Annotated in this window: 14 protein-coding genes and 1 pseudogene; 6 read left to right on the top strand and 9 right to left on the bottom strand. The window is 56.3% G+C overall.

Annotation, left to right across the window (positions count from 1 at the left end; translation table 11 throughout):
- The first annotated feature begins 71 nt into the window (after window positions 1-71).
- Entirely contained in the window at window positions 72-434 is a 363-nt protein-coding gene (locus ACSEMK_RS07540) for an endonuclease domain-containing protein (protein ID WP_072059378.1), read from the top strand.
- A 74-nt stretch (window positions 435-508) separates the two neighbouring features.
- Here the strand turns inward: ACSEMK_RS07540 and ACSEMK_RS07535 are convergent, their stop codons facing one another.
- From ACSEMK_RS07535 to ACSEMK_RS07520, 4 genes are all read right to left on the bottom strand, one after another.
- Complete coding sequence (locus ACSEMK_RS07535) at window positions 509-1,408, bottom strand: Dyp-type peroxidase (protein WP_015365487.1); 900 nt, start codon at window positions 1,406-1,408, stop codon at window positions 509-511.
- Window positions 1,409-1,502: 94 nt separating this feature from the next.
- Window positions 1,503-2,078 (bottom strand): RpoE-regulated lipoprotein, encoded by a 576-nt coding sequence (locus ACSEMK_RS07530; RefSeq protein WP_430914721.1) that lies wholly within the window; start codon window positions 2,076-2,078, stop codon window positions 1,503-1,505.
- Window positions 2,079-2,139: 61 nt separating this feature from the next.
- Window positions 2,140-2,589 carry a DUF2919 domain-containing protein gene (locus ACSEMK_RS07525; RefSeq protein WP_087858436.1) on the bottom strand — a complete coding sequence of 150 codons (450 nt, stop codon included), beginning with the start codon at window positions 2,587-2,589 and terminating at the stop codon, window positions 2,140-2,142.
- Window positions 2,576-3,001, bottom strand: coding sequence for a GNAT family acetyltransferase (locus ACSEMK_RS07520; protein ID WP_045392622.1), 426 nt, complete (start codon window positions 2,999-3,001; stop codon window positions 2,576-2,578). Before ACSEMK_RS07520 ends, ACSEMK_RS07525 begins: the two co-directional genes overlap by 14 nt.
- Before the next feature lie 211 nt (window positions 3,002-3,212).
- Here ACSEMK_RS07520 and amiA point away from each other — a divergent pair, with 211 nt between their 5' ends.
- Together amiA and hemF are read left to right on the top strand one after the other, a co-directional pair.
- Window positions 3,213-4,085, top strand: a complete 873-nt coding sequence (gene amiA, locus ACSEMK_RS07515) for an N-acetylmuramoyl-L-alanine amidase AmiA (RefSeq protein WP_087858435.1) — start codon at window positions 3,213-3,215, stop codon at window positions 4,083-4,085.
- Window positions 4,085-4,984 carry an oxygen-dependent coproporphyrinogen oxidase gene (gene hemF, locus ACSEMK_RS07510; RefSeq protein WP_015365482.1) on the top strand — a complete coding sequence of 300 codons (900 nt, stop codon included), beginning with the start codon at window positions 4,085-4,087 and terminating at the stop codon, window positions 4,982-4,984. The genes amiA and hemF overlap by 1 nt, the downstream gene beginning before the upstream one ends.
- 54 nt (window positions 4,985-5,038) lie before the next feature.
- Here the strand turns inward: hemF and maeB are convergent, their stop codons facing one another.
- Complete coding sequence (gene maeB / locus ACSEMK_RS07505) at window positions 5,039-7,318, bottom strand: NADP-dependent oxaloacetate-decarboxylating malate dehydrogenase (protein WP_015365481.1); 2,280 nt, start codon at window positions 7,316-7,318, stop codon at window positions 5,039-5,041.
- 293 nt (window positions 7,319-7,611) lie between these two features.
- On the opposite strand from maeB, the gene tal reads away from it, so the two are divergent.
- Window positions 7,612-8,580: a transaldolase gene (gene tal / locus ACSEMK_RS07500; protein ID WP_380378865.1), complete on the top strand. Its 969-nt coding sequence runs from the start codon at window positions 7,612-7,614 to the stop codon at window positions 8,578-8,580.
- A 6-nt stretch (window positions 8,581-8,586) separates the two neighbouring features.
- Window positions 8,587-10,581 carry a transketolase gene (gene tkt, locus ACSEMK_RS07495; RefSeq protein WP_430914720.1) on the top strand — a complete coding sequence of 665 codons (1,995 nt, stop codon included), beginning with the start codon at window positions 8,587-8,589 and terminating at the stop codon, window positions 10,579-10,581.
- Here tkt and ACSEMK_RS07490 read toward each other — a convergent pair.
- The 3 genes and pseudogenes from ACSEMK_RS07490 to aegA form a co-directional block, all read right to left on the bottom strand.
- The gene (locus ACSEMK_RS07490; protein ID WP_087858432.1) at window positions 10,571-11,617 is read right to left on the bottom strand and encodes a DUF1176 domain-containing protein; all 1,047 of its coding nucleotides are present in this window, start codon (window positions 11,615-11,617) and stop codon (window positions 10,571-10,573) included. The two genes, tkt and ACSEMK_RS07490, sit on opposite strands and share 11 nt — an antisense overlap.
- A gap of 77 nt (window positions 11,618-11,694) precedes the next feature.
- A pseudogene (gene nudK, locus ACSEMK_RS07485) lies at window positions 11,695-12,292 on the bottom strand (GDP-mannose pyrophosphatase NudK).
- A gap of 58 nt (window positions 12,293-12,350) precedes the next feature.
- Entirely contained in the window at window positions 12,351-14,321 is a 1,971-nt protein-coding gene (gene aegA / locus ACSEMK_RS07480; RefSeq protein WP_430914719.1) for a formate-dependent uric acid utilization protein AegA, read from the bottom strand.
- A 383-nt stretch (window positions 14,322-14,704) separates the two neighbouring features.
- On the opposite strand from aegA, the gene acrD reads away from it, so the two are divergent.
- Window positions 14,705-17,818: a multidrug efflux RND transporter permease AcrD gene (acrD, locus tag ACSEMK_RS07475; protein ID WP_087858429.1), complete on the top strand. Its 3,114-nt coding sequence runs from the start codon at window positions 14,705-14,707 to the stop codon at window positions 17,816-17,818.
- Window positions 17,819-17,902: 84 nt separating this feature from the next.
- Here the strand turns inward: acrD and ypfM are convergent, their stop codons facing one another.
- Window positions 17,903-17,962, bottom strand: coding sequence for a protein YpfM (gene ypfM / locus ACSEMK_RS07470; RefSeq protein WP_087867655.1), 60 nt, complete (start codon window positions 17,960-17,962; stop codon window positions 17,903-17,905).
- Window positions 17,963-18,256: the final 294 nt, after the last annotated feature.

The following is an 18,256-nucleotide window of genomic DNA, read 5'->3' as shown; positions in this document are numbered from 1 at the left end:
TTTGCTGAAAGCGGCTCGCAGATTCGACGTGTCATTGTGACAAACGGCAGCCAGGCGTGCACTGTGTTTATATGAAAAATACACAGATATTTGCTCGTCAGCTCAGACGTAGCTTAACGCCAACAGAACGTCGACTATGGTACTTACTGCGCAACCGCCGTTTTGCTTGCTATAAGTTTCGCCGCCAGCATCCCGTTGGTCCCTACATTCTCGATTTTGCCTGCTGCGCAACACGGCTGGCGATCGAACTGGACGGCGGTCAGCACGATGAGAGGCGCGTCTACGATGTTCGCCGCACCCGCTGGCTACAGAGCCAGGGATGGCGGGTTTTACGCTTCTGGAATAATGAGTTTGAAGAGTATGAAGATGCGGTGATGGAGAGAATACTTGAAGCGCTTGAGTCGCCGATGCCCTCACCCCGCCCCTCTCCCTGAGGGAGAGGGAGAAAGAGAGTCCACCGTGCCGTCCCCTCTCCCCATTGGGAAGAGGGTTAGGGTGAGGGGAAAAATTACAGCGCCTGGATACGCTCCAGCGACGGCGCGAAGTAATAACCGCCGGTCACCGGTTTTGTAAAGCGCAGCATCGCATCACGCTTACCGTCGGTATCGCCGAACATGCTCAGCAGCTGTTGCTCAATGTTATACAGGCGCGCGCAGTAGGCGCAGAAGTACAGGCCGTTAGTGCCGCTGGCGGTACCGTACGGCAGGCTCTGGCGGACGATTTTCAGGCCTTTGCCATCTTCTTTTAAGTCCACGCGGCTCAGGTGCGAAGTAATCGGGCGCTCGTCGCCGTCGATCTCTTCGTTGGCGTCTTTGGTACGGCCAATCATCATCTCCTGATCCGGCACGCTCATGCGGTTCAGTTGCTTAAGATTGTGCTCCCAGCGCTGCACGAATACGTAGCTGCCGCCCGCGTCAACGCCGTCTTTAATCACCGCGACTTCACGGCGGGTTTCTTCGCCTGCCGGGTTTTCGGTGCCGTCGACAAAGCCGCTCAGATCGCGTTCTTCCACCCAGCGGAAACCGTGAATTTCTTCTTTCACTTCAATGGCGTCGCCGAAAGCGGCCACCGCCGCCTGGGCGACGGAAAAGTTCACTTCATGACGGGCGGATAAAATATGAATCAACACGTCATACTGCGTGGATGGCGCCAGCCCTTTACCGTAAACCGGAAAATCTTTTAACTCTTCCGCGCCTTCACCGCCGCTCAGCTGACGCCAGACGGTATTGCCGAAAGCGACCACCGCGCCGAGTTTGGCGTCAGGGAATTTAGCCTGGAAGGTGGCCACGTTATCGACAAAAATTTTGCTCGCTTCGCGCAGGGCGTTAACGTCCCCTTTGACATTGGCTTCAATCCAAATCGCCGCGCGGCAATGTTCCGGCAAAATGCCGCTCTGAACCTGAGACATCGCTCCTCCTGAAATGATGCAACCACAACGCTATCGCGTTGCTAACGCGCCATTGTAACCGTTTTTATCCGCCCACGTGTCTCTTCAGATCAAATTAGCGTCGCCAGATAATTTTGCTGACTTTCCAGTTCTTCAGGGTATCGTCGGACGGCATCAGCTCGTCCGGACCGCTCCAGTGGCCGGTAAAGGCATAGCTGATGTGCTGGCTCCCTGCGGCTTTACATTCCACCACCGCGCCGTTATCAGGAGCGCCTTTCTCGCAGTTGCCAAACGCTTTGCTGTACAGTTCGCTAAACGGGGTACCGATTTTCACGCCGCTGGCGGCGGGAATTGCGCTATCGCGCACGTCAATGCGGCTCACCGTACCGCCATCGCCGTTGATGGTCAGCGCCAGCTTGTCATCCTTTAGCGCTTCAAAATAGTGAACGATTTTGCCATCCGTGGTTTTCATTCCGCTGCGCAGACGGTAGCTGCCGCCGAGGGCGTCGCTAATCGCCTGTTCATTCAACGGCGTCGACGCCGTCAGTTTACCCACGCCCTGCTCGGTGACCTCGTTAGAGGAACCAAACCAGTTCCACGGATAGGTAGCCGACCAGTTCACCGCGCTCATCGTTGAGCAGCCGGTTAGCGCTAGCGGAAGCGCGCAGAGCATTAGACGTAGCGATTTCATAACTCAATCCTTTCTGATTAATTCAACGCATGTTGGAGTACGCGATCGGCAAAAAGTGCCATTAAAGCGCTTCAAGGCGAAAACAGGCATGCAACCTGCGGCTGGTTATCAGCCACCATAGCGCATAAATATCGGCCGCCAGCAGGGCGATGGTCAGCGCGGAAGGCGCCTCGCCGGTTAGCCACAGCCACGGCTGCCAGGCCAGCAATAGCGCCTGCGAGGCAATCAGCAGCCAACGCATCAGCGGCCAGAGCCGCGGAAAACGCTGACGCTGACCGCTCAACAAAAATGCCGCTACCGCCGGTACGCCGGGCAGTAACCCCAGCCAGAAGTTATCGTGATCGGGATAGAACAGGCTCAGCAGCGCATCTCCCTGCTGGCGGGAGGCGCCGGCCATAACGAACAGTACCCAGGTGCGCGCCTGCAGCAACAGCACGCCCCAAAACAACAGCGGCAGCCGTAAACGGCCCTGGGTATCATAATCGGCAGGAATAAATTCAGTATTCTTCATCTTCAATCAGGCGTTTACCGAGGGTGAGTACATCCGAGTGCTCGTAACCGAGACGCTCATACATCCCCTGCACCACTTCGTTATCGTCACGCACCATAATTGAAATTTTCGGGCAGCCGCGGGCGATCAGCTTCTTTTCCAGCCGATTGAGCAGCGCATTAGCGATACCGCGGCCGCGGTATTCCGGATGTACGCCAAGATAGTAAGCGGAACCGCGGTGTCCGTCGTAACCGCCCATTACCGTCCCTACCACTTCACCGTTCACTTCAGCGACCAGAAACAAGCTCACGTCGTGGTTGAGCTTACGCTCGATATCCATTTCCGGATCGTTCCATGGGCGCAGAAGATCGCAGCGCTCCCAAAGGGTGATCACTTCTTCGAAATCCTGCTGGCGAAAAACGCGAATCTCCATGGTATTCCCCACCATTTACGGTTAAAAACAGTGATTATGGCGCGAATATGACTGATAGCCAATATCAGGCGAAATCATCGGCAAAAAATGGCATAATATGGCTTTGTCATGTATTGAAATGAAAAGTAAAACAATTCTTATTTTGAGTGGTCGTAACGGGAAACGCGATACGATATAACATTGGACATCACTTGTTTACAATTCAGGCCGAATGAGCACTTTTAAACCATTAAAAATACTTGCTTCGCGCCGTCAGGTGCTGAAGGCAGGACTGGCTGCGATGACGCTAACCGGCGTTGCTTCCCAAGCCAAAGCCAAAGAACAGCCGCTAAAAACTTCCAATGGACACAGCAAACCCGTCGCAAAGAAAGCAGGCAGCAAGCGCCTGGTGATGCTTGACCCCGGTCATGGCGGCATCGATACGGGGGCAATTGGCCACAACGGTTCGAAAGAAAAACACGTCGTGCTGGCCATTGCCAAAAATGTGCGCAGCATTTTACGCAGCAACGGCATCGATGCCCGTCTGACGCGTAGCGGCGATACCTTTATTCCGCTGTACGATCGCGTTGAGATTGCCCACCAGCACGGCGCCGATCTGTTTATGTCGATTCACGCCGACGGCTTTACCAACCCGAGTGCGGCCGGCGCCTCCGTCTTTGCGCTCTCCAACCGCGGCGCCAGTAGCGCCATGGCGAAATATCTCTCCGAGCGCGAAAACCGCGCCGATGAGGTTGCCGGTAAAAAAGCGACGGATAAGGACCATCTGCTGCAGCAGGTATTGTTCGATTTGGTGCAAACCGACACCATTAAGAACAGCCTGACGCTTGGCTCGCATATTCTGAAAAAGATTAAGCCGGTGCATAAGCTGCACAGCCGCAATACAGAGCAGGCGGCCTTTGTGGTGCTGAAGTCCCCTTCTATTCCCTCGGTGCTGGTCGAAACGTCGTTCATTACCAACCCAAATGAAGAGAAGCTACTCGGCACAACCGCGTTTCGCCAGAAGATTGCTAACGCTATTGCTTCCGGCATTATTAGTTATTTCCACTGGTTCGATAACCAGAAAGCGCATTCGAAGAGACGTTAATGAAACCCGATGTACAGCAGGTCAAAGCCTTCCTTCTTCAGCTGCAGGATGCCATTTGCGCCAAACTCTCCGCCGTTGACGGCAAGGATTTTGTTGAAGATAGCTGGCAGCGTGAAGGCGGCGGCGGCGGACGCAGCCGGGTTTTACGTGACGGCGGCATCTTTGAGCAGGCCGGAGTTAATTTTTCTCACGTCCACGGCGATGCGATGCCCGCCTCTGCCACCGCCCACCGCCCGGAACTGGCCGGGCGCAGCTTTGAAGCAATGGGTGTTTCGCTGGTGGTGCATCCGCGCAACCCCTATGTGCCGACCAGCCACGCTAACGTTCGCTTTTTTATTGCCGAGAAGCCCGGCGCCGATCCGGTGTGGTGGTTCGGCGGCGGTTTTGATTTAACGCCTTATTACGGATTTGAAGAAGACGCCATCCACTGGCATCGTACCGCCCGCGATTTGTGCCTGCCGTACGGCGACGAGGTCTATCCGCGCTATAAAAAGTGGTGCGATGATTACTTCTTCCTTAAGCACCGCAATGAGCAGCGCGGCATTGGCGGCCTGTTCTTTGATGATTTAAATACGCCGGATTTCGACCACTGCTTCGCCTTTATGCAGGCGGTGGGCAACGGCTTTACCGACGCTTACCTGCCGATCGTTGAGCGCCGAAAAACCACGCCTTATGGCGAACGCGAACGCGATTTCCAGCTTTATCGCCGCGGGCGTTATGTAGAATTCAATCTGGTGTGGGATCGCGGCACGCTGTTCGGCCTGCAGACCGGCGGGCGTACGGAGTCTATTCTGATGTCGATGCCGCCCCTGGTGCGCTGGGAGTATGACTACCACCCGCAAGAAGGCAGCCCGGAAGCCGCATTGAGCGAGTTTATTAAAGTCAAAGAGTGGATCTAATTTAGGTCTTCTGAGACAAAAAAGCCCCGGTATACCGGGGCTTTTTTATTGTGCTTATAGCGGCTGGGTCTGCGCTTCCACGACCGCCAGCGCCACCATATTGACGATACGGCGCACGGAGGCAATAGGCGTCAGAATATGCACCGGCTTAGCGATACCCATCAGTACCGGCCCGACGGTGACCCCTTCCGAACTGGAGACGCGCAGCAGGTTGTAGCTGATACGCGCGGCTTCCATATTCGGCATCACCAGAATATTAGCCGCCCCTTTCAGCGGGCTATCCGGCATACGGTCATTACGGATGCTCTCCACCAGCGCGGCGTCGCCGTGCATTTCGCCGTCAATCATCAGATCCGGCGCGCTCGCTTTCACCAATTCCAGCGTTTTGCGCATTTTGCTGGCGGACGGGCAATCAGCTGAACCGAAGTTAGAGTGCGACAGCAGCGCCACGCGCGGTTCGATACCAAAACGACGCACGCTTTCCGCCGCCATCAGGGTGATCTCCGCCAGCTCTTCCGGCGATGGATCGTGATTGACGTAGGTGTCGGCGATAAAGGTGTTGCCGCTTGGCAGCAGCAGCGCATTCATCGCCCCGGCGGTGCTGACGCCGTCGCGGAAGCCAAACAGCGGCTGAACCACGCGATAGTGCTCATGATAATCGCCGATGGTTCCGCAGATCATCGCATCCGCCTCACCGCGATGAACCATAATCGCGCCAATGACCGAAGTGTTGCTAATGACCGCCCGCTGCGCCTGCTCCTGGGTAATGCCGCGGCGCTTCATCAGCTGATAGTACTCGCTCCAGTACTCTTTAAAGCGCGGATCGGATTCATTATTGACGATTTCAAAGTCCACGCCCGGTTTGATCTGCAGACCCAGTTTCTGGATGCGCATTTCAATCACGCTCGGACGACCGATGAGGATTGGCTTCGCCAGCCCCAGAGATACCAGCTCCTGCGTAGCGTGCAGCACGCGGGTCTCCTCACCTTCCGCCAGCACCACGCGCTTCGGCTCTTTGCGCGCCTGGGAGAAGATCGGCTTCATAAACAGGTTGGTTTTATAAACGAACTCGCTCAGCTTCTCGATGTAGGCATCGAAGTCGGCAATCGGCCGCGTCGCCACGCCGGATTCCATCGCCGCTTTAGCGACCGCTGGGGCGATCTTGACGATCAGACGCGGATCGAACGGTTTCGGAATAATGTACTCCGGGCCAAAGCTGAGGTCCTGGTCGCCATAGGCGGAAGCCACAACTTCGCTCTGTTCGGCATGCGCCAGCTCGGCGATAGCATGAACCGCCGCCAGCTTCATCTCTTCGTTTATCGCCGTCGCGCCGACATCCAGCGCGCCGCGGAAGATGAACGGGAAGCACAGCACGTTGTTGACCTGGTTTGGATAGTCGGAACGGCCGGTACAAATAATCACGTCGTCGCGCACTTCCTTCGCCAGCGGCGGCAGGATTTCCGGCTCCGGGTTCGCCAGCGCGAGGATCAGCGGCGAGCGCGCCATCTTCTTGACCATCTCCGGAGTCAGAACTTTCGGCCCGGAGCAGCCGAGGAAAATGTCCGCGCCATCGATGACATCGTCGAGGGTACGTTTCCCGTCGTCTTCCACCGCGTAGGCCGCTTTGGTTTCCGCCATGTTGGCTTCGCGGTCTTTATAGATAACGCCTTTCGAGTCGCAGACCACGATATTGTGTTTCTGCATTCCCAGCGCCACCAGCAGGTTCATACAGGCGATAGCCGCCGCTCCCGCGCCGGAGACCACCATCCGCACATCGGAGAGATTCTTCTCCACCACCCGCAGACCGTTGAGAATTGCCGCGGTACTGATAATCGCCGTACCGTGCTGATCGTCGTGGAACACCGGAATATTCATGCGTTCACGCAGTTTCTGTTCAATATAGAAACATTCCGGCGCTTTAATATCTTCGAGGTTGATGCCGCCAAATGTCGGCTCCAGGGCGGCAACGACATTAATGAATTTGTCAGGATCCAGCTCATCGACTTCAATATCAAACACATCAATGCCGGCGAATTTCTTAAACAGAACGCCCTTTCCTTCCATTACCGGTTTTCCGGCCAGCGCGCCGATATTGCCTAAACCGAGGACGGCGGTACCGTTAGAGACCACCGCCACGAGGTTGCCGCGAGCGGTGTATTTGTAAGCGGCCAAAGGATCCTTCTCAATTTCCAGGCACGGCGCGGCAACGCCCGGCGAATATGCCAGCGCCAGATCGCGTTGGGTCGCCAGAGGTTTAGTCGGCGACACCTGAATTTTCCCGGGTACCGGGAACTCGTGGAAATCGAGGGCGCTTTGTTTCAACTGCTCATCCATTTTATGGTTCCTTTCACGTATCGAATCGTAGGGGGTGAAGCGTGATGGCGAGCCGTCGGCCCGCCTTAAGGCGAGGCTTAGTATCGCGCCTGACGGCGGTTTAAACTTTGAAGGCCGCCATACTCTTGCCATCACAAAGGTCTGGTTGTTATCAATTTATAATATTTATGTAACCTAGTTTCACGGTCAATGATAGCCCCGTCTGCTATGCTTTTTAGTTATGTACCTCATCACGACCTCTACCGCATAACGACAAGAACTCATGCAACTTATTGTTCCAGGAGTACTTTTTAATGAACCAGCTAGACAGTATCAAACAATTCACCACCGTAGTCGCCGACAGCGGCGACATTGAATCTATCCGCCACTATCAGCCTGAAGATGCCACCACCAACCCTTCGCTGCTCTTAAAGGCTGCCGGACTGGATAACTACGCCGGGCTTATCGATGATGCCCTCGCCTGGGCTGCAAAACAGGGCGGCAACCGCGAGACGCAGGTCGCCAATGCCTGCGATAAACTGGCGGTCAATTTTGGTGCGGAAATACTCAAAAGCATCCCAGGGCGCGTCTCCACCGAAGTCGATGCCCGTCTCTCCTTCAATCGTGAAAAAAGTATCGAGAAAGCGCGCCATCTGGTCGCTCTCTATCAGGAAATGGGGATCGATAAGTCGCGGATCCTGATCAAACTGGCCTCCACCTGGGAGGGGATCCGCGCCGCGGAGGTGCTGGAAAAAGAAGGGATCCACTGCAACCTGACGCTGTTGTTCTCATTCGCCCAGGCTCGCGCCTGCGCCGAAGCCGGCGTGTTTCTGATTTCGCCCTTCGTCGGGCGTATTTACGACTGGTATCAGGCGCGTCAGCCGTTAGAACCTTACGTGGTTGATGAAGACCCGGGGGTGAAATCGGTGCGCAATATCTACGACTATTTCAAACTCCATAAGTACAACACCATCGTGATGGGCGCCAGCTTCCGCCGTACCGAACAAATCCTCGCGCTGGTCGGCTGCGACCGCCTCACCATCTCCCCGGCCTTGTTACAAGAGCTGCAGGCCAGCGACGCGCCGGTAATACGTAAACTCATCCCCGCTCATCAGATACTTCCGCGCCCGGTTCCGCTAAGCGAAGCGGAATTCCGCTGGGAGCATAACCAGGATCCGATGGCGGTAGAAAAGCTGGCGGAAGGTATTCGCCAGTTCGCCGTCGATCAACGCAAACTGGAAGATCTGCTAGCAGCCAAACTGTCATCCTTTGTCACGGAGTAAACGACTATGTCCCGAAGAGAGCTTGCTAACGCCATTCGCGCCCTGAGCATGGACGCCGTCCAGAAAGCCAACTCCGGCCACCCCGGCGCTCCGATGGGGATGGCGGATATTGCCGAAGTACTGTGGAACGATTTTCTCAAGCACAACCCGACAAATCCGCACTGGTACGATCGCGATCGTTTCATTTTGTCTAACGGCCATGCTTCGATGCTGCTGTATAGCCTGCTGCATTTGACCGGCTACGATCTGCCGATGAATGAGCTGAAAAACTTCCGCCAGCTGCATTCGAAAACGCCGGGCCACCCGGAACATGGCTATACCCCCGGCGTGGAAACCACCACCGGGCCGCTCGGCCAGGGGCTGGCTAACGCCGTCGGGATGGCTATCGCCGAACGTACGCTGGCGGCGCAGTTTAACCGTCCCGGCCACGACATCGTCGATCACTACACCTGGGTGTTTATGGGCGATGGCTGTCTGATGGAGGGGATTTCACACGAGGCCAGTTCGCTGGCGGGCACCCTGGGATTAGGTAAGCTGATTGGGTTCTACGATCACAACGGTATCTCTATTGACGGCCACGTTGAAGGCTGGTTCACCGACGATACCGCCGAGCGCTTTCGCGCCTACCACTGGCACGTGATTGGCGATATCGACGGTCACGATCCGCAGGCGGTGAAGCAGGCAATCCAGCAAGCGCAGGCGGTAACAGACAAACCTTCGCTGATTATTTGCCGCACCATAATCGGCTTTGGTTCACCGAATAAAGCCGGTTCCGAAGAGTCGCACGGCGCGGCCTTGGGGGAAAAGGAGGTCGCGCTGGCCCGCGAACAGCTGGGCTGGAAATATCCGCCGTTTGAAATCCCGAAAGAAATTTATCAGGGCTGGGATGCGCGACCGCGCGGCGAGAAAGCAGAACATGCATGGAATGAAAAATTCGCCGCTTACCAGCAGCAGTATCCAGAACTGGCGGCTGAACTGAAACGCCGCATGGAAGGTGAGCTCCCGGCTGACTGGCAAAAAACGGCCCATGACTATGTGGCGAAGCTACAGTCGGAACCGGCGAAAATAGCCAGCCGTAAGGCTTCGCAAAATGCGCTTAACGCCTACGGCCCGGATCTGCCTGAGCTGCTCGGTGGTTCCGCCGACCTGGCGCCCAGTAACCTGACGATCTGGTCCGGCTCTAAGTCGATCAAAGAGGATCAGGCGGGTAATTATATCCACTACGGCGTACGCGAATTCGGTATGACCGCGGTAGCTAACGGCATCGCCCTGCACGGCGGTTTTATTCCCTATACCTCGACTTTCCTGATGTTCGTCGAATACGCGCGCAACGCCGCGCGCATGGCGGCGCTGATGAAAGCGCACCAGATTATGGTCTACACCCATGATTCAATCGGCCTTGGCGAAGACGGCCCAACGCATCAGGCGGTGGAGCAACTGGCAAGCCTGCGCCTGACGCCCAATTTTAGTACCTGGCGGCCGTGCGATCAGGTGGAAACCGCCGTCGCCTGGCAGGCGGCCATCGAGCGCAATGACGGCCCTACCGCGTTAATCCTTTCGCGACAGAATCTGGCGCAAATGGCCCGTACGCCGGAACAGGTGCAGGAAATTGCGCGCGGCGGTTACGTTCTGAAAGATGCGGGCGGCAAGCCGGATCTCATCCTGATCGCCACCGGTTCGGAAGTCGAGATTACCGTTCAGGCGGCGGAGACGCTGCTGGCCAGCGGCGTAAACGTGCGGGTGGTGTCGCTGCCTTCCACCGACGTTTTCGATGCTCAGGATGAGGCCTGGCGCGAGTCGGTGCTGCCTTCCGATGTTAGCGCCCGCGTCGCTATCGAAGCCGGTATTGCCGACTACTGGTATAAATATGTCGGCCTGAAAGGTACAATTGTTGGTATGACCCGCTACGGGGAATCGGCGCCCGCCGACAAGCTGTTCCCGTTCTTCGGCTTTACCGCTGAACATATTGTCGAAGTCAGCCGCAAAGTGCTTAACGGGTGATCCATAGTGTGGGCCAGGCATCTGGCCCCTGCCAGTTATCGCACTGCGGTTGCTGAGCGTAGCGGGTCAAATTAAACCGCTGGCCGTCATAACGCCAGCGGGTTTGGATTCCGCAATCGCCCGGCGCGCGGCCTTTATCGAAGGTCACCAGTTCATGACGCTGCTCATCGAAGCTGGCGTTAATCAGCTCTATATCCCGCGGCGCATTCCCCGGAGGCTGGAAAGGCAGCGCCAGGCGCACCTGGCGGGAGAGATGCGGCGTTTTGCGCGACACCAGCCACGCCAGCCAGACGGTGTTGTAGGCGCCCGCTTCGCAACTAGTCATCAGCAGAACTTTCTCATCGGTCAGCGCGGTGACGCGGATTTCCCGGCGGAAAGGATCGAGCGAACAGGGGCTGGCGTTCATCCGCTCATTGCCGTAGTCGATCAGCTCATTAAGTTCGTCGCGGCTAAGCGGCGATTGCGCCACTTCCGCCTGGCCGACGGTTCGCAATGCCGGCGCTGGCGGTACGCTGAGCGGTGGTTCTTCACCTTTGCCGACCCACGCGGTTTCGCTGCCGACCCGCTTTTGCCGATTATCAATAAATAGCAGCGCGGCCTTGAGGCCCTTTAATGAAATACTTTGCAGACCGTTTTGCAGGGTAATTTCTTTCCCCTCCTGGGCCTGCTGCAGGAAAGCGTCGATGCTGACGCTATCGCTGGTTTTAATTAGCTTATCGGCAATCTGCCAATGTTTACCGTCAAAATGCAGCGGTTTTTCATCTAGCTGCAGCCGCGGGCCGATGGCCGCCAGCGCGGCAACCGGATTACCAACGCCGCCAAGTTCGATGCGCAAAGCGGCATCAGTGGCCGCTCCCGCGCTGCGGCTTAGCGTCATCACCAATCCATGATGCAGCCCGACATTACGCGTGACGCAATAATTTTGATTGTTGCAGGTGACAAGCCAGTCTCCAAACAGCTGCTGGGCTGGCGCCGCCCACGCCAACGATGTCGGCAGAAAACCGAAAAAAAGCAGTATTAAAACCCGATAAAGCATGAGCGGCACAATCCCGAAGTATGACTGACAGAGTGATTTCTAATTCATCATTATCATCAGCACTGGCGGGGTTTTGCTCAATCAGATTTATCAGAGATCCCGCGACATCAGGCCGGAATTTTGTAGGTATTGCAGCAGGATCACCGCTTTGCCATCCTGGATTTCACCGTTGGCGACCATCTCCAGCGCCCGGACGAACGGCAGTTCCAGTACCTCAATATCTTCATCATCCACGCCACCGCCCCGGTTAGCGCGCTGCGCTTCGCTGTATTCGGCAATAAAAAAGTGAATCAGCTCGGTCACGCCGCCGGGCGACATATAAAGTTCGAAGACCTTGCGCGCCTCGCCGACCTGATAGCCGGTCTCCTCGATCGCCTCCTTGCGGATACATACCTCTGGCGCGTCGTTATCCAGCAGTCCGGCGCAGGTTTCAATCAGCATGCCATCCGGGTTGCCGTTAACCCAGGTGGCGACGCGGAACTGGCGCACCAGTACCACGCTTTGCTTGCTGGGGTTGTAAAGCAGAACCGTGGCGCCGTTGCCGCGATCGTACACTTCGCGTTTGTGACGCACGACGCTGCCGTCGCGGCGCGTCAACTCATAGGTCATGTTGCGCAGCAGAAAATAGTTTTCGGAGAGAATTTTATCTTTAATGACGTGGATATTAAGTGACATGCAAACTCCGCAGCGTGAAATAACCCGGTCATACTACGCCGCGGAGCCTGCTTTGTCGTTAGTGCGTCAGTGCGGAAACGACGCCCAGGTAGTCCATGATCCCCTGCGCGGCATGCCGCCCTTCCGCCATCGCCGTCACCACCAAATCCGCGCCGCGTACCGCGTCGCCGCCGGCGAAGACCTTCTGATTACTGGTCTGGTAACGATAGCGGCTCTCCACGCTCGCCTTGATCCGCCCGCGGCTATCCAGCTGTACCCCTGCGGCTTCCAGCCACGGCATCGAATGCGGGTGGAAACCAAACGCCATAATGACCGCGTCGGCAGGCATGACAAATTCGCTGCCGGGGATCGGCGACGGGCTGCGACGCCCCTGTGCGTCAGGTTCGCCAAGCTGGGTGCGCAGAAAACGCACGCCGCTGACCCGGCCGTCCTCACCGAGCTCAAGGGTGATCGGCTGAACATTGAATTCAAAGCTCGCCCCCTCTTCCCGGGCATTTTTGACTTCTTTTTTCGACCCCGGCATATTGGCTTCATCACGACGATAAGCGCAGGTGACCTGTTGCGCGCCGTGGCGCAGCGCGGTACGCACGCAGTCCATCGCCGTATCGCCGCCCCCCAGCACGACAACCTTCAGCCCGGCGGTATCGATATAAGGCTCATCGGCCAGCGCCTCCAGCCCCATCACCTGTTTGGTGTTGGCAATAAGGAACGGCAGCGCCTCATACACGCCCGGCGCCTCCTCGTTGGGCAGATCGGCTTTCATCGAGCGATAGGTACCGGCGCCGACGAAAACCGCGTCATAATCTGCAAGCAGTTGAGCGAGTTTGATGTCTTTTCCCACCTCGCAGTTCAGTTCAAAGCGGATGCCCATCTGGCTGAAAATCTCACGCCGACGCGCCAGCAATGATTTATCCAGTTTGAAAGGCGGAATGCCGAAAGTCAGCAGGCCGCCGATTTCCGGGTGGCGATCGAACACCACCGCCGCCACGCCGCTACGCGCCAGAAGGTCGGCGCAGGCCAGGCCCGCAGGCCCGGCGCCGATGATGGCAACCTTCTTGCCGCTGGCTTTTACTGCCGAAAGGTCCGGGCGCCAGCCGCCGGCCAGCGCCTGGTCGGAGATATAGCGTTCGATGTTGCCGATAGTCACCGAGCCGCTCTCGTCGCGCAGCGTGCAGGCCCCCTCGCACAGGCGATCCTGCGGGCAGACGCGGCCGGTAATTTCCGGCAGGCAGTTGGTTTGATGGGAAAGCTCTACGGCGCTGGCGATGTCGCCAGCCTTTACCCGCTCGATCCACTGCGGAATATGGTTATGCAGCGGACAGGTCCACTCGCAGATGCTGCGATCGCCACATTTCAGACAGCGTTGCGTTTCCCGCCGCGCCTGTTCGGCGCTGAACGGCAAATAGATTTCGCCAAAGTGCTGTTTACGCGCATCAGCCGCCAGTTTATCCGCCTCGCCGCGCGCGGGCGTGGCCGCCATCTGGCTGGCCTTATTGCCAGAGGTTGACGCTAAAGCGGTCAAAGTACGATGTTGCCACGACGCCGCATCCGCACGCGCTGCCCGCAGGCGCCGCGTTTTCGCCATCTCGCTTAGCGTGGAATCGGTCGCCAGCTGTAATGCCTGCGCCGGACAATTCTGCACGCAGGCCGGCCCGGCTTGGCGCTCATGGCATAAGTCGCACTTGTGCGCCGTTGCCCTGCCGTCTGACGTGACGACGATTTGCATCACGCCAAAGGGGCAAGCCACCACGCAGGATTTACAGCCAATACATTTTTCTCCATGCACTAATACGCTGTCATCCTGCTGGCTAATGGCGCCGTTAGGGCAGCTACGCACGCAGGGCGCGCCTTCACAGTGACGACAGGTTACCGCGTTACGCTGGCTCTGGTTTTTAATAACGCTAATGCGCGGCAAAAAGCGCTGTGGGGTCAAGACATGTTGTTCGCCATTATGCGCCAGCACGCAGGCCACTTCGCAGCCCCTGCATCCGATGCATTTGCGACTATCGCTCATAATAAAGTGGTTCATACATCCTTCCGGCTTATCGCTAATAACCCCTCATTTAGTATGACTGTTTATTACCCGACATCATGACCGCGGGACAATGGTCATTTGCCCAGAAATCGGCTTTTCTCGCCAGAATCCGGTTTAGATCAAAAATATTGACCTGAATGAAATTTTGTTTCATTTAGCTGAGCAATAATAGGCGGCTTTGGCGGAATGACAGAAAAGACGTGATAAGCGCATATAAATTCAGAGAGGAGCGGCAGACGTTTCTTTACGCTCTCATAAAAGACACATGATAAATTACACTATCTCCTTAATTTCTCCACGATTGCCTGCGGGGTTATCTATAAAGTATCACAGGCTGCGCAATAACAAAAAATGTACACAATGAGGTCCTGATTCCGATGGCGAATTTCTTTATCGATCGCCCCATCTTTGCCTGGGTTTTGGCTATTTTATTAGTCCTGACCGGCACGCTGGCAATTTTGTCGCTCCCCGTAGAACAATATCCGGATTTGGCGCCGCCTAACGTCCGAGTCACGGCGAATTATCCCGGCGCCTCGGCGCAAACGCTGGAGAATACCGTCACCCAGGTTATCGAACAAAACATGACCGGCCTTGATAACCTCATGTACATGTCATCGCAAAGTAGCGCCACCGGTCAGGCAACGGTTACCCTGAGCTTTACCGCCGGTACCGATCCGGATGAAGCCGTGCAGCAGGTACAAAACCAGCTGCAATCGGCGATGCGAAAACTGCCGCAGGCGGTACAGAATCAGGGGGTAACGGTACGCAAAACCGGCGACACCAACATTCTGACTCTTGCGTTTGTCTCTACCGACGGCAGCATGGATAAGCAGGATATTGCCGACTACGTCGCCAGTAACGTGCAGGATCCTCTAAGCCGCGTCAACGGCGTCGGCGATATCGACGCCTACGGTTCGCAGTACTCAATGCGTATCTGGCTCGATCCGGCGAAACTCAACAGTTATCAGATGACGGCGAAAGATGTGACTGACGCCATCGAATCGCAGAACGCGCAGATTGCCGTCGGCCAGTTGGGCGGTACGCCGTCGGTTGATAAGCAGGCGCTGAACGCCACCATCAACTCGCAATCGCTGCTGCAAACGCCGCAGCAGTTCCGCGATATTACCCTGCGCGTTAATCAGGATGGTTCGGAAGTCACGCTGGGCGACGTCGCCAGCGTCGAAATGGGCGCAGAAAAATATGATTATCTGAGCCGCTATAATCGTCAGGCCGCTTCGGGGCTGGGGATTAAGCTCGCCTCCGGCGCCAACGAAATGGCCACCGCCGAGCGCGTTATCGCCCGTCTTGATGAACTGTCGCAATATTTTCCGCACGGGCTGCAGTATAAAGTCGCCTACGAGACCACCTCTTTTGTAAAAGCCTCGATTACCGATGTAGTGAAAACGCTGCTGGAGGCGATTCTGCTGGTGTTCCTGGTCATGTATTTGTTCTTGCAGAACTTCCGCGCGACCCTTATCCCGACCATCGCCGTGCCGGTAGTATTGATGGGCACCTTCGCGGTGCTCTACGCCTGCGGTTACAGTATTAACACCCTGACGATGTTCGCGACGGTGCTGGCTATCGGCCTGCTGGTCGATGATGCCATCGTCGTGGTTGAAAACGTCGAGCGCATTATGAGCGAAGAAGGTCTTTCGCCGCGCGAAGCGACGCGAAAATCGATGAAACAGATCCAGGGGGCGCTGGTCGGTATCGCTATGGTGCTATCGGCGGTATTCGTCCCCATGGCCTTCTTCGGCGGCACCACCGGCGCCATTTACCGACAGTTCTCCATTACCATCGTTTCAGCAATGGTGCTGTCGGTGCTGGTAGCGATGATCCTCACCCCGGCGCTGTGCGCCACGTTGTTAAAACCGATTCATAAAGGCGAGGTGCATGGTCAAAAAGGGTTCTTCGGCTGGTTTAACCGCACCTTCAACCGCAGCGCCAGCCGCTATGAAACTTTCGTGGGCAAAATTCTCCACCGCTCGCTGCGCTGGATTTTGATTTATGTCCTGCTGCTCGGCGGCATGGTGCTGCTGTTCCTGCATCTGCCGACCTCATTCCTGCCGCTGGAAGACCGCGGTATGTTCACCACCTCGATACAGCTCCCGAGCGGTTCCACCCAACAGCAGACGCTGAAGGTGGTGCAGAAAGCGGAAGATTATTTCCTCAATAACGAGAAGAGTAACGTCGAGTCGGTATTTGCAACCGTCGGCTCCGGCCCCGGCGGCAACGGCCAGAACGTTGCTCGTATGTTTGTGCGCCTGAAAGACTGGGACCAACGCGACCCAACCACTGGCTCCTCATTCGCTATCATTGAGCGCGCGACCAAGGCTTTCAACAAAATTAAAGAAGCGCGCGTCTTTGCCAGCAGCCCGCCGGCCATCAGCGGTCTCGGCAGCTCCGCCGGCTTCGATATGGAGCTTGAAGACCACGCTGGTAACGGCCACGAGGCGTTGATGTCAGCGCGCGATAAGCTGCTGGAGCTGGCGGCGAACAACGACCAGCTCACCCGCGTGCGCCACAACGGCCTGGACGACAGCCCGCAGCTACAGGTTGATATCGACCAGCGTAAAGCCCAAGCGCTGGGAGTCTCCATTGATGATATTAACGATACGCTACAGACCGCCTGGGGTTCGAGCTACGTAAACGACTTTATGGATCGCGGACGCGTGAAGAAGGTCTACGTCCAGGCGGCGGCGAAATATCGCATGCTGCCGGACGATATCAATTTGTGGTATGTGCGTAACAACAGCGGCACCATGGTACCGTTCTCCGCCTTCGCCACCTCGCGTTGGGAAACAGGTTCGCCGCGCCTCGAACGTTACAATGGCTACTCAGCGGTCGAGATCGTTGGCGAAGCTGCGCCTGGCGTCAGCACCGGAACCGCCATGACCATTATGGAAGAGTTAGCCAAACAGCTCCCGAACGGTTTCGGCCTGGAATGGACAGCGATGTCCTATCAGGAGCGTTTGTCTGGCGCTCAGGCGCCTGCCCTGTATGCCATTTCTCTGCTGGTGGTCTTCCTGTGTCTGGCGGCGCTATATGAAAGCTGGTCGGTACCGTTCTCGGTGATGCTGGTGGTGCCGCTGGGGGTTATCGGCGCGCTGCTGGCGACCTGGATGCGCGGCCTGGAAAACGATGTCTACTTCCAGGTAGGTCTGTTGACGGTCATCGGCCTGTCGGCCAAGAACGCCATCCTGATTGTTGAGTTCGCCAACGAACTCAACCAGAAAGGTGAAGATCTGCTGACCGCCACGCTATCGGCCTGCCGCCAGCGTCTACGCCCGATACTGATGACCTCACTGGCGTTTATCTTTGGCGTGCTACCAATGGCCACCAGTACCGGCGCGGGCTCCGGCAGCCAGCACGCTGTTGGTACCGGCGTCATGGGCGGCATGATCTCCGCCACCGTGCTGGCCATCTTCTTTGTACCGCTGTTCTTCGTGTTGGTACGCCGCCGCTTCCCGCTGAAAGAGAGGGCGGAATAAACCGTCAAATAACAGAAAAGGCGACTGTCACAGTCGCCTTTTTCATGGGTCAAACATTGTCTTCAGTACCGACAAAGCCAGATTTTATTTACGCAGCATATCTTCGATAAAATCTTTCCAGTTCCCCAGTTCATGTTCAATCATAATAGCCTCTCTTATTATTATGGCGATTTTAGATAATTTCCCCGCTCAGGAGAAGTTCGTCCGATCTATCGCTCTAATCGCTTTTCTTGTCGCCACAAGCCTTGAATACTCTGGCTTGCGGCTACCATAAGCCGGTTCATGTAAATTTAATGTGACATGGAGCAACATTACGCAACATTTTGTTAATATCAGAATTCCTGTAATTCATTATCTTAGTCTGCCGAGAAAAAGAACAAATTTTAATCAGACAAGGCTGAAAAGTTATATTTATCCAGCCGATTCACGTATTATTTA

The sequence above is a fragment of the Klebsiella sp. K-3 genome, from assembly GCF_051207495.1.
GTDB lineage: Bacteria > Pseudomonadota > Gammaproteobacteria > Enterobacterales > Enterobacteriaceae > Klebsiella > Klebsiella aerogenes.
This window is presented reverse-complemented; position numbering and strand designations above follow the sequence as displayed.

Coding starts and splice junctions, on each gene's coding strand:
- ACSEMK_RS07540 (WP_072059378.1), top strand. CDS start 72: ATGAAAAATACACAGATATTTGCTCGTCAGCTCAGACGTAGCTTAACG.
- ACSEMK_RS07535 (WP_015365487.1), bottom strand. CDS start 1,408: ATGTCTCAGGTTCAGAGCGGCATTTTGCCGGAACATTGCCGCGCGGCG.
- ACSEMK_RS07530 (WP_430914721.1), bottom strand. CDS start 2,078: ATGAAATCGCTACGTCTAATGCTCTGCGCGCTTCCGCTAGCGCTAACC.
- ACSEMK_RS07525 (WP_087858436.1), bottom strand. CDS start 2,589: ATGAAGAATACTGAATTTATTCCTGCCGATTATGATACCCAGGGCCGT.
- ACSEMK_RS07520 (WP_045392622.1), bottom strand. CDS start 3,001: ATGGAGATTCGCGTTTTTCGCCAGCAGGATTTCGAAGAAGTGATCACC.
- amiA (WP_087858435.1), top strand. CDS start 3,213: ATGAGCACTTTTAAACCATTAAAAATACTTGCTTCGCGCCGTCAGGTG.
- hemF (WP_015365482.1), top strand. CDS start 4,085: ATGAAACCCGATGTACAGCAGGTCAAAGCCTTCCTTCTTCAGCTGCAG.
- maeB (WP_015365481.1), bottom strand. CDS start 7,318: ATGGATGAGCAGTTGAAACAAAGCGCCCTCGATTTCCACGAGTTCCCG.
- tal (WP_380378865.1), top strand. CDS start 7,612: ATGAACCAGCTAGACAGTATCAAACAATTCACCACCGTAGTCGCCGAC.
- tkt (WP_430914720.1), top strand. CDS start 8,587: ATGTCCCGAAGAGAGCTTGCTAACGCCATTCGCGCCCTGAGCATGGAC.
- ACSEMK_RS07490 (WP_087858432.1), bottom strand. CDS start 11,617: ATGCTTTATCGGGTTTTAATACTGCTTTTTTTCGGTTTTCTGCCGACA.
- aegA (WP_430914719.1), bottom strand. CDS start 14,321: ATGAACCACTTTATTATGAGCGATAGTCGCAAATGCATCGGATGCAGG.
- acrD (WP_087858429.1), top strand. CDS start 14,705: ATGGCGAATTTCTTTATCGATCGCCCCATCTTTGCCTGGGTTTTGGCT.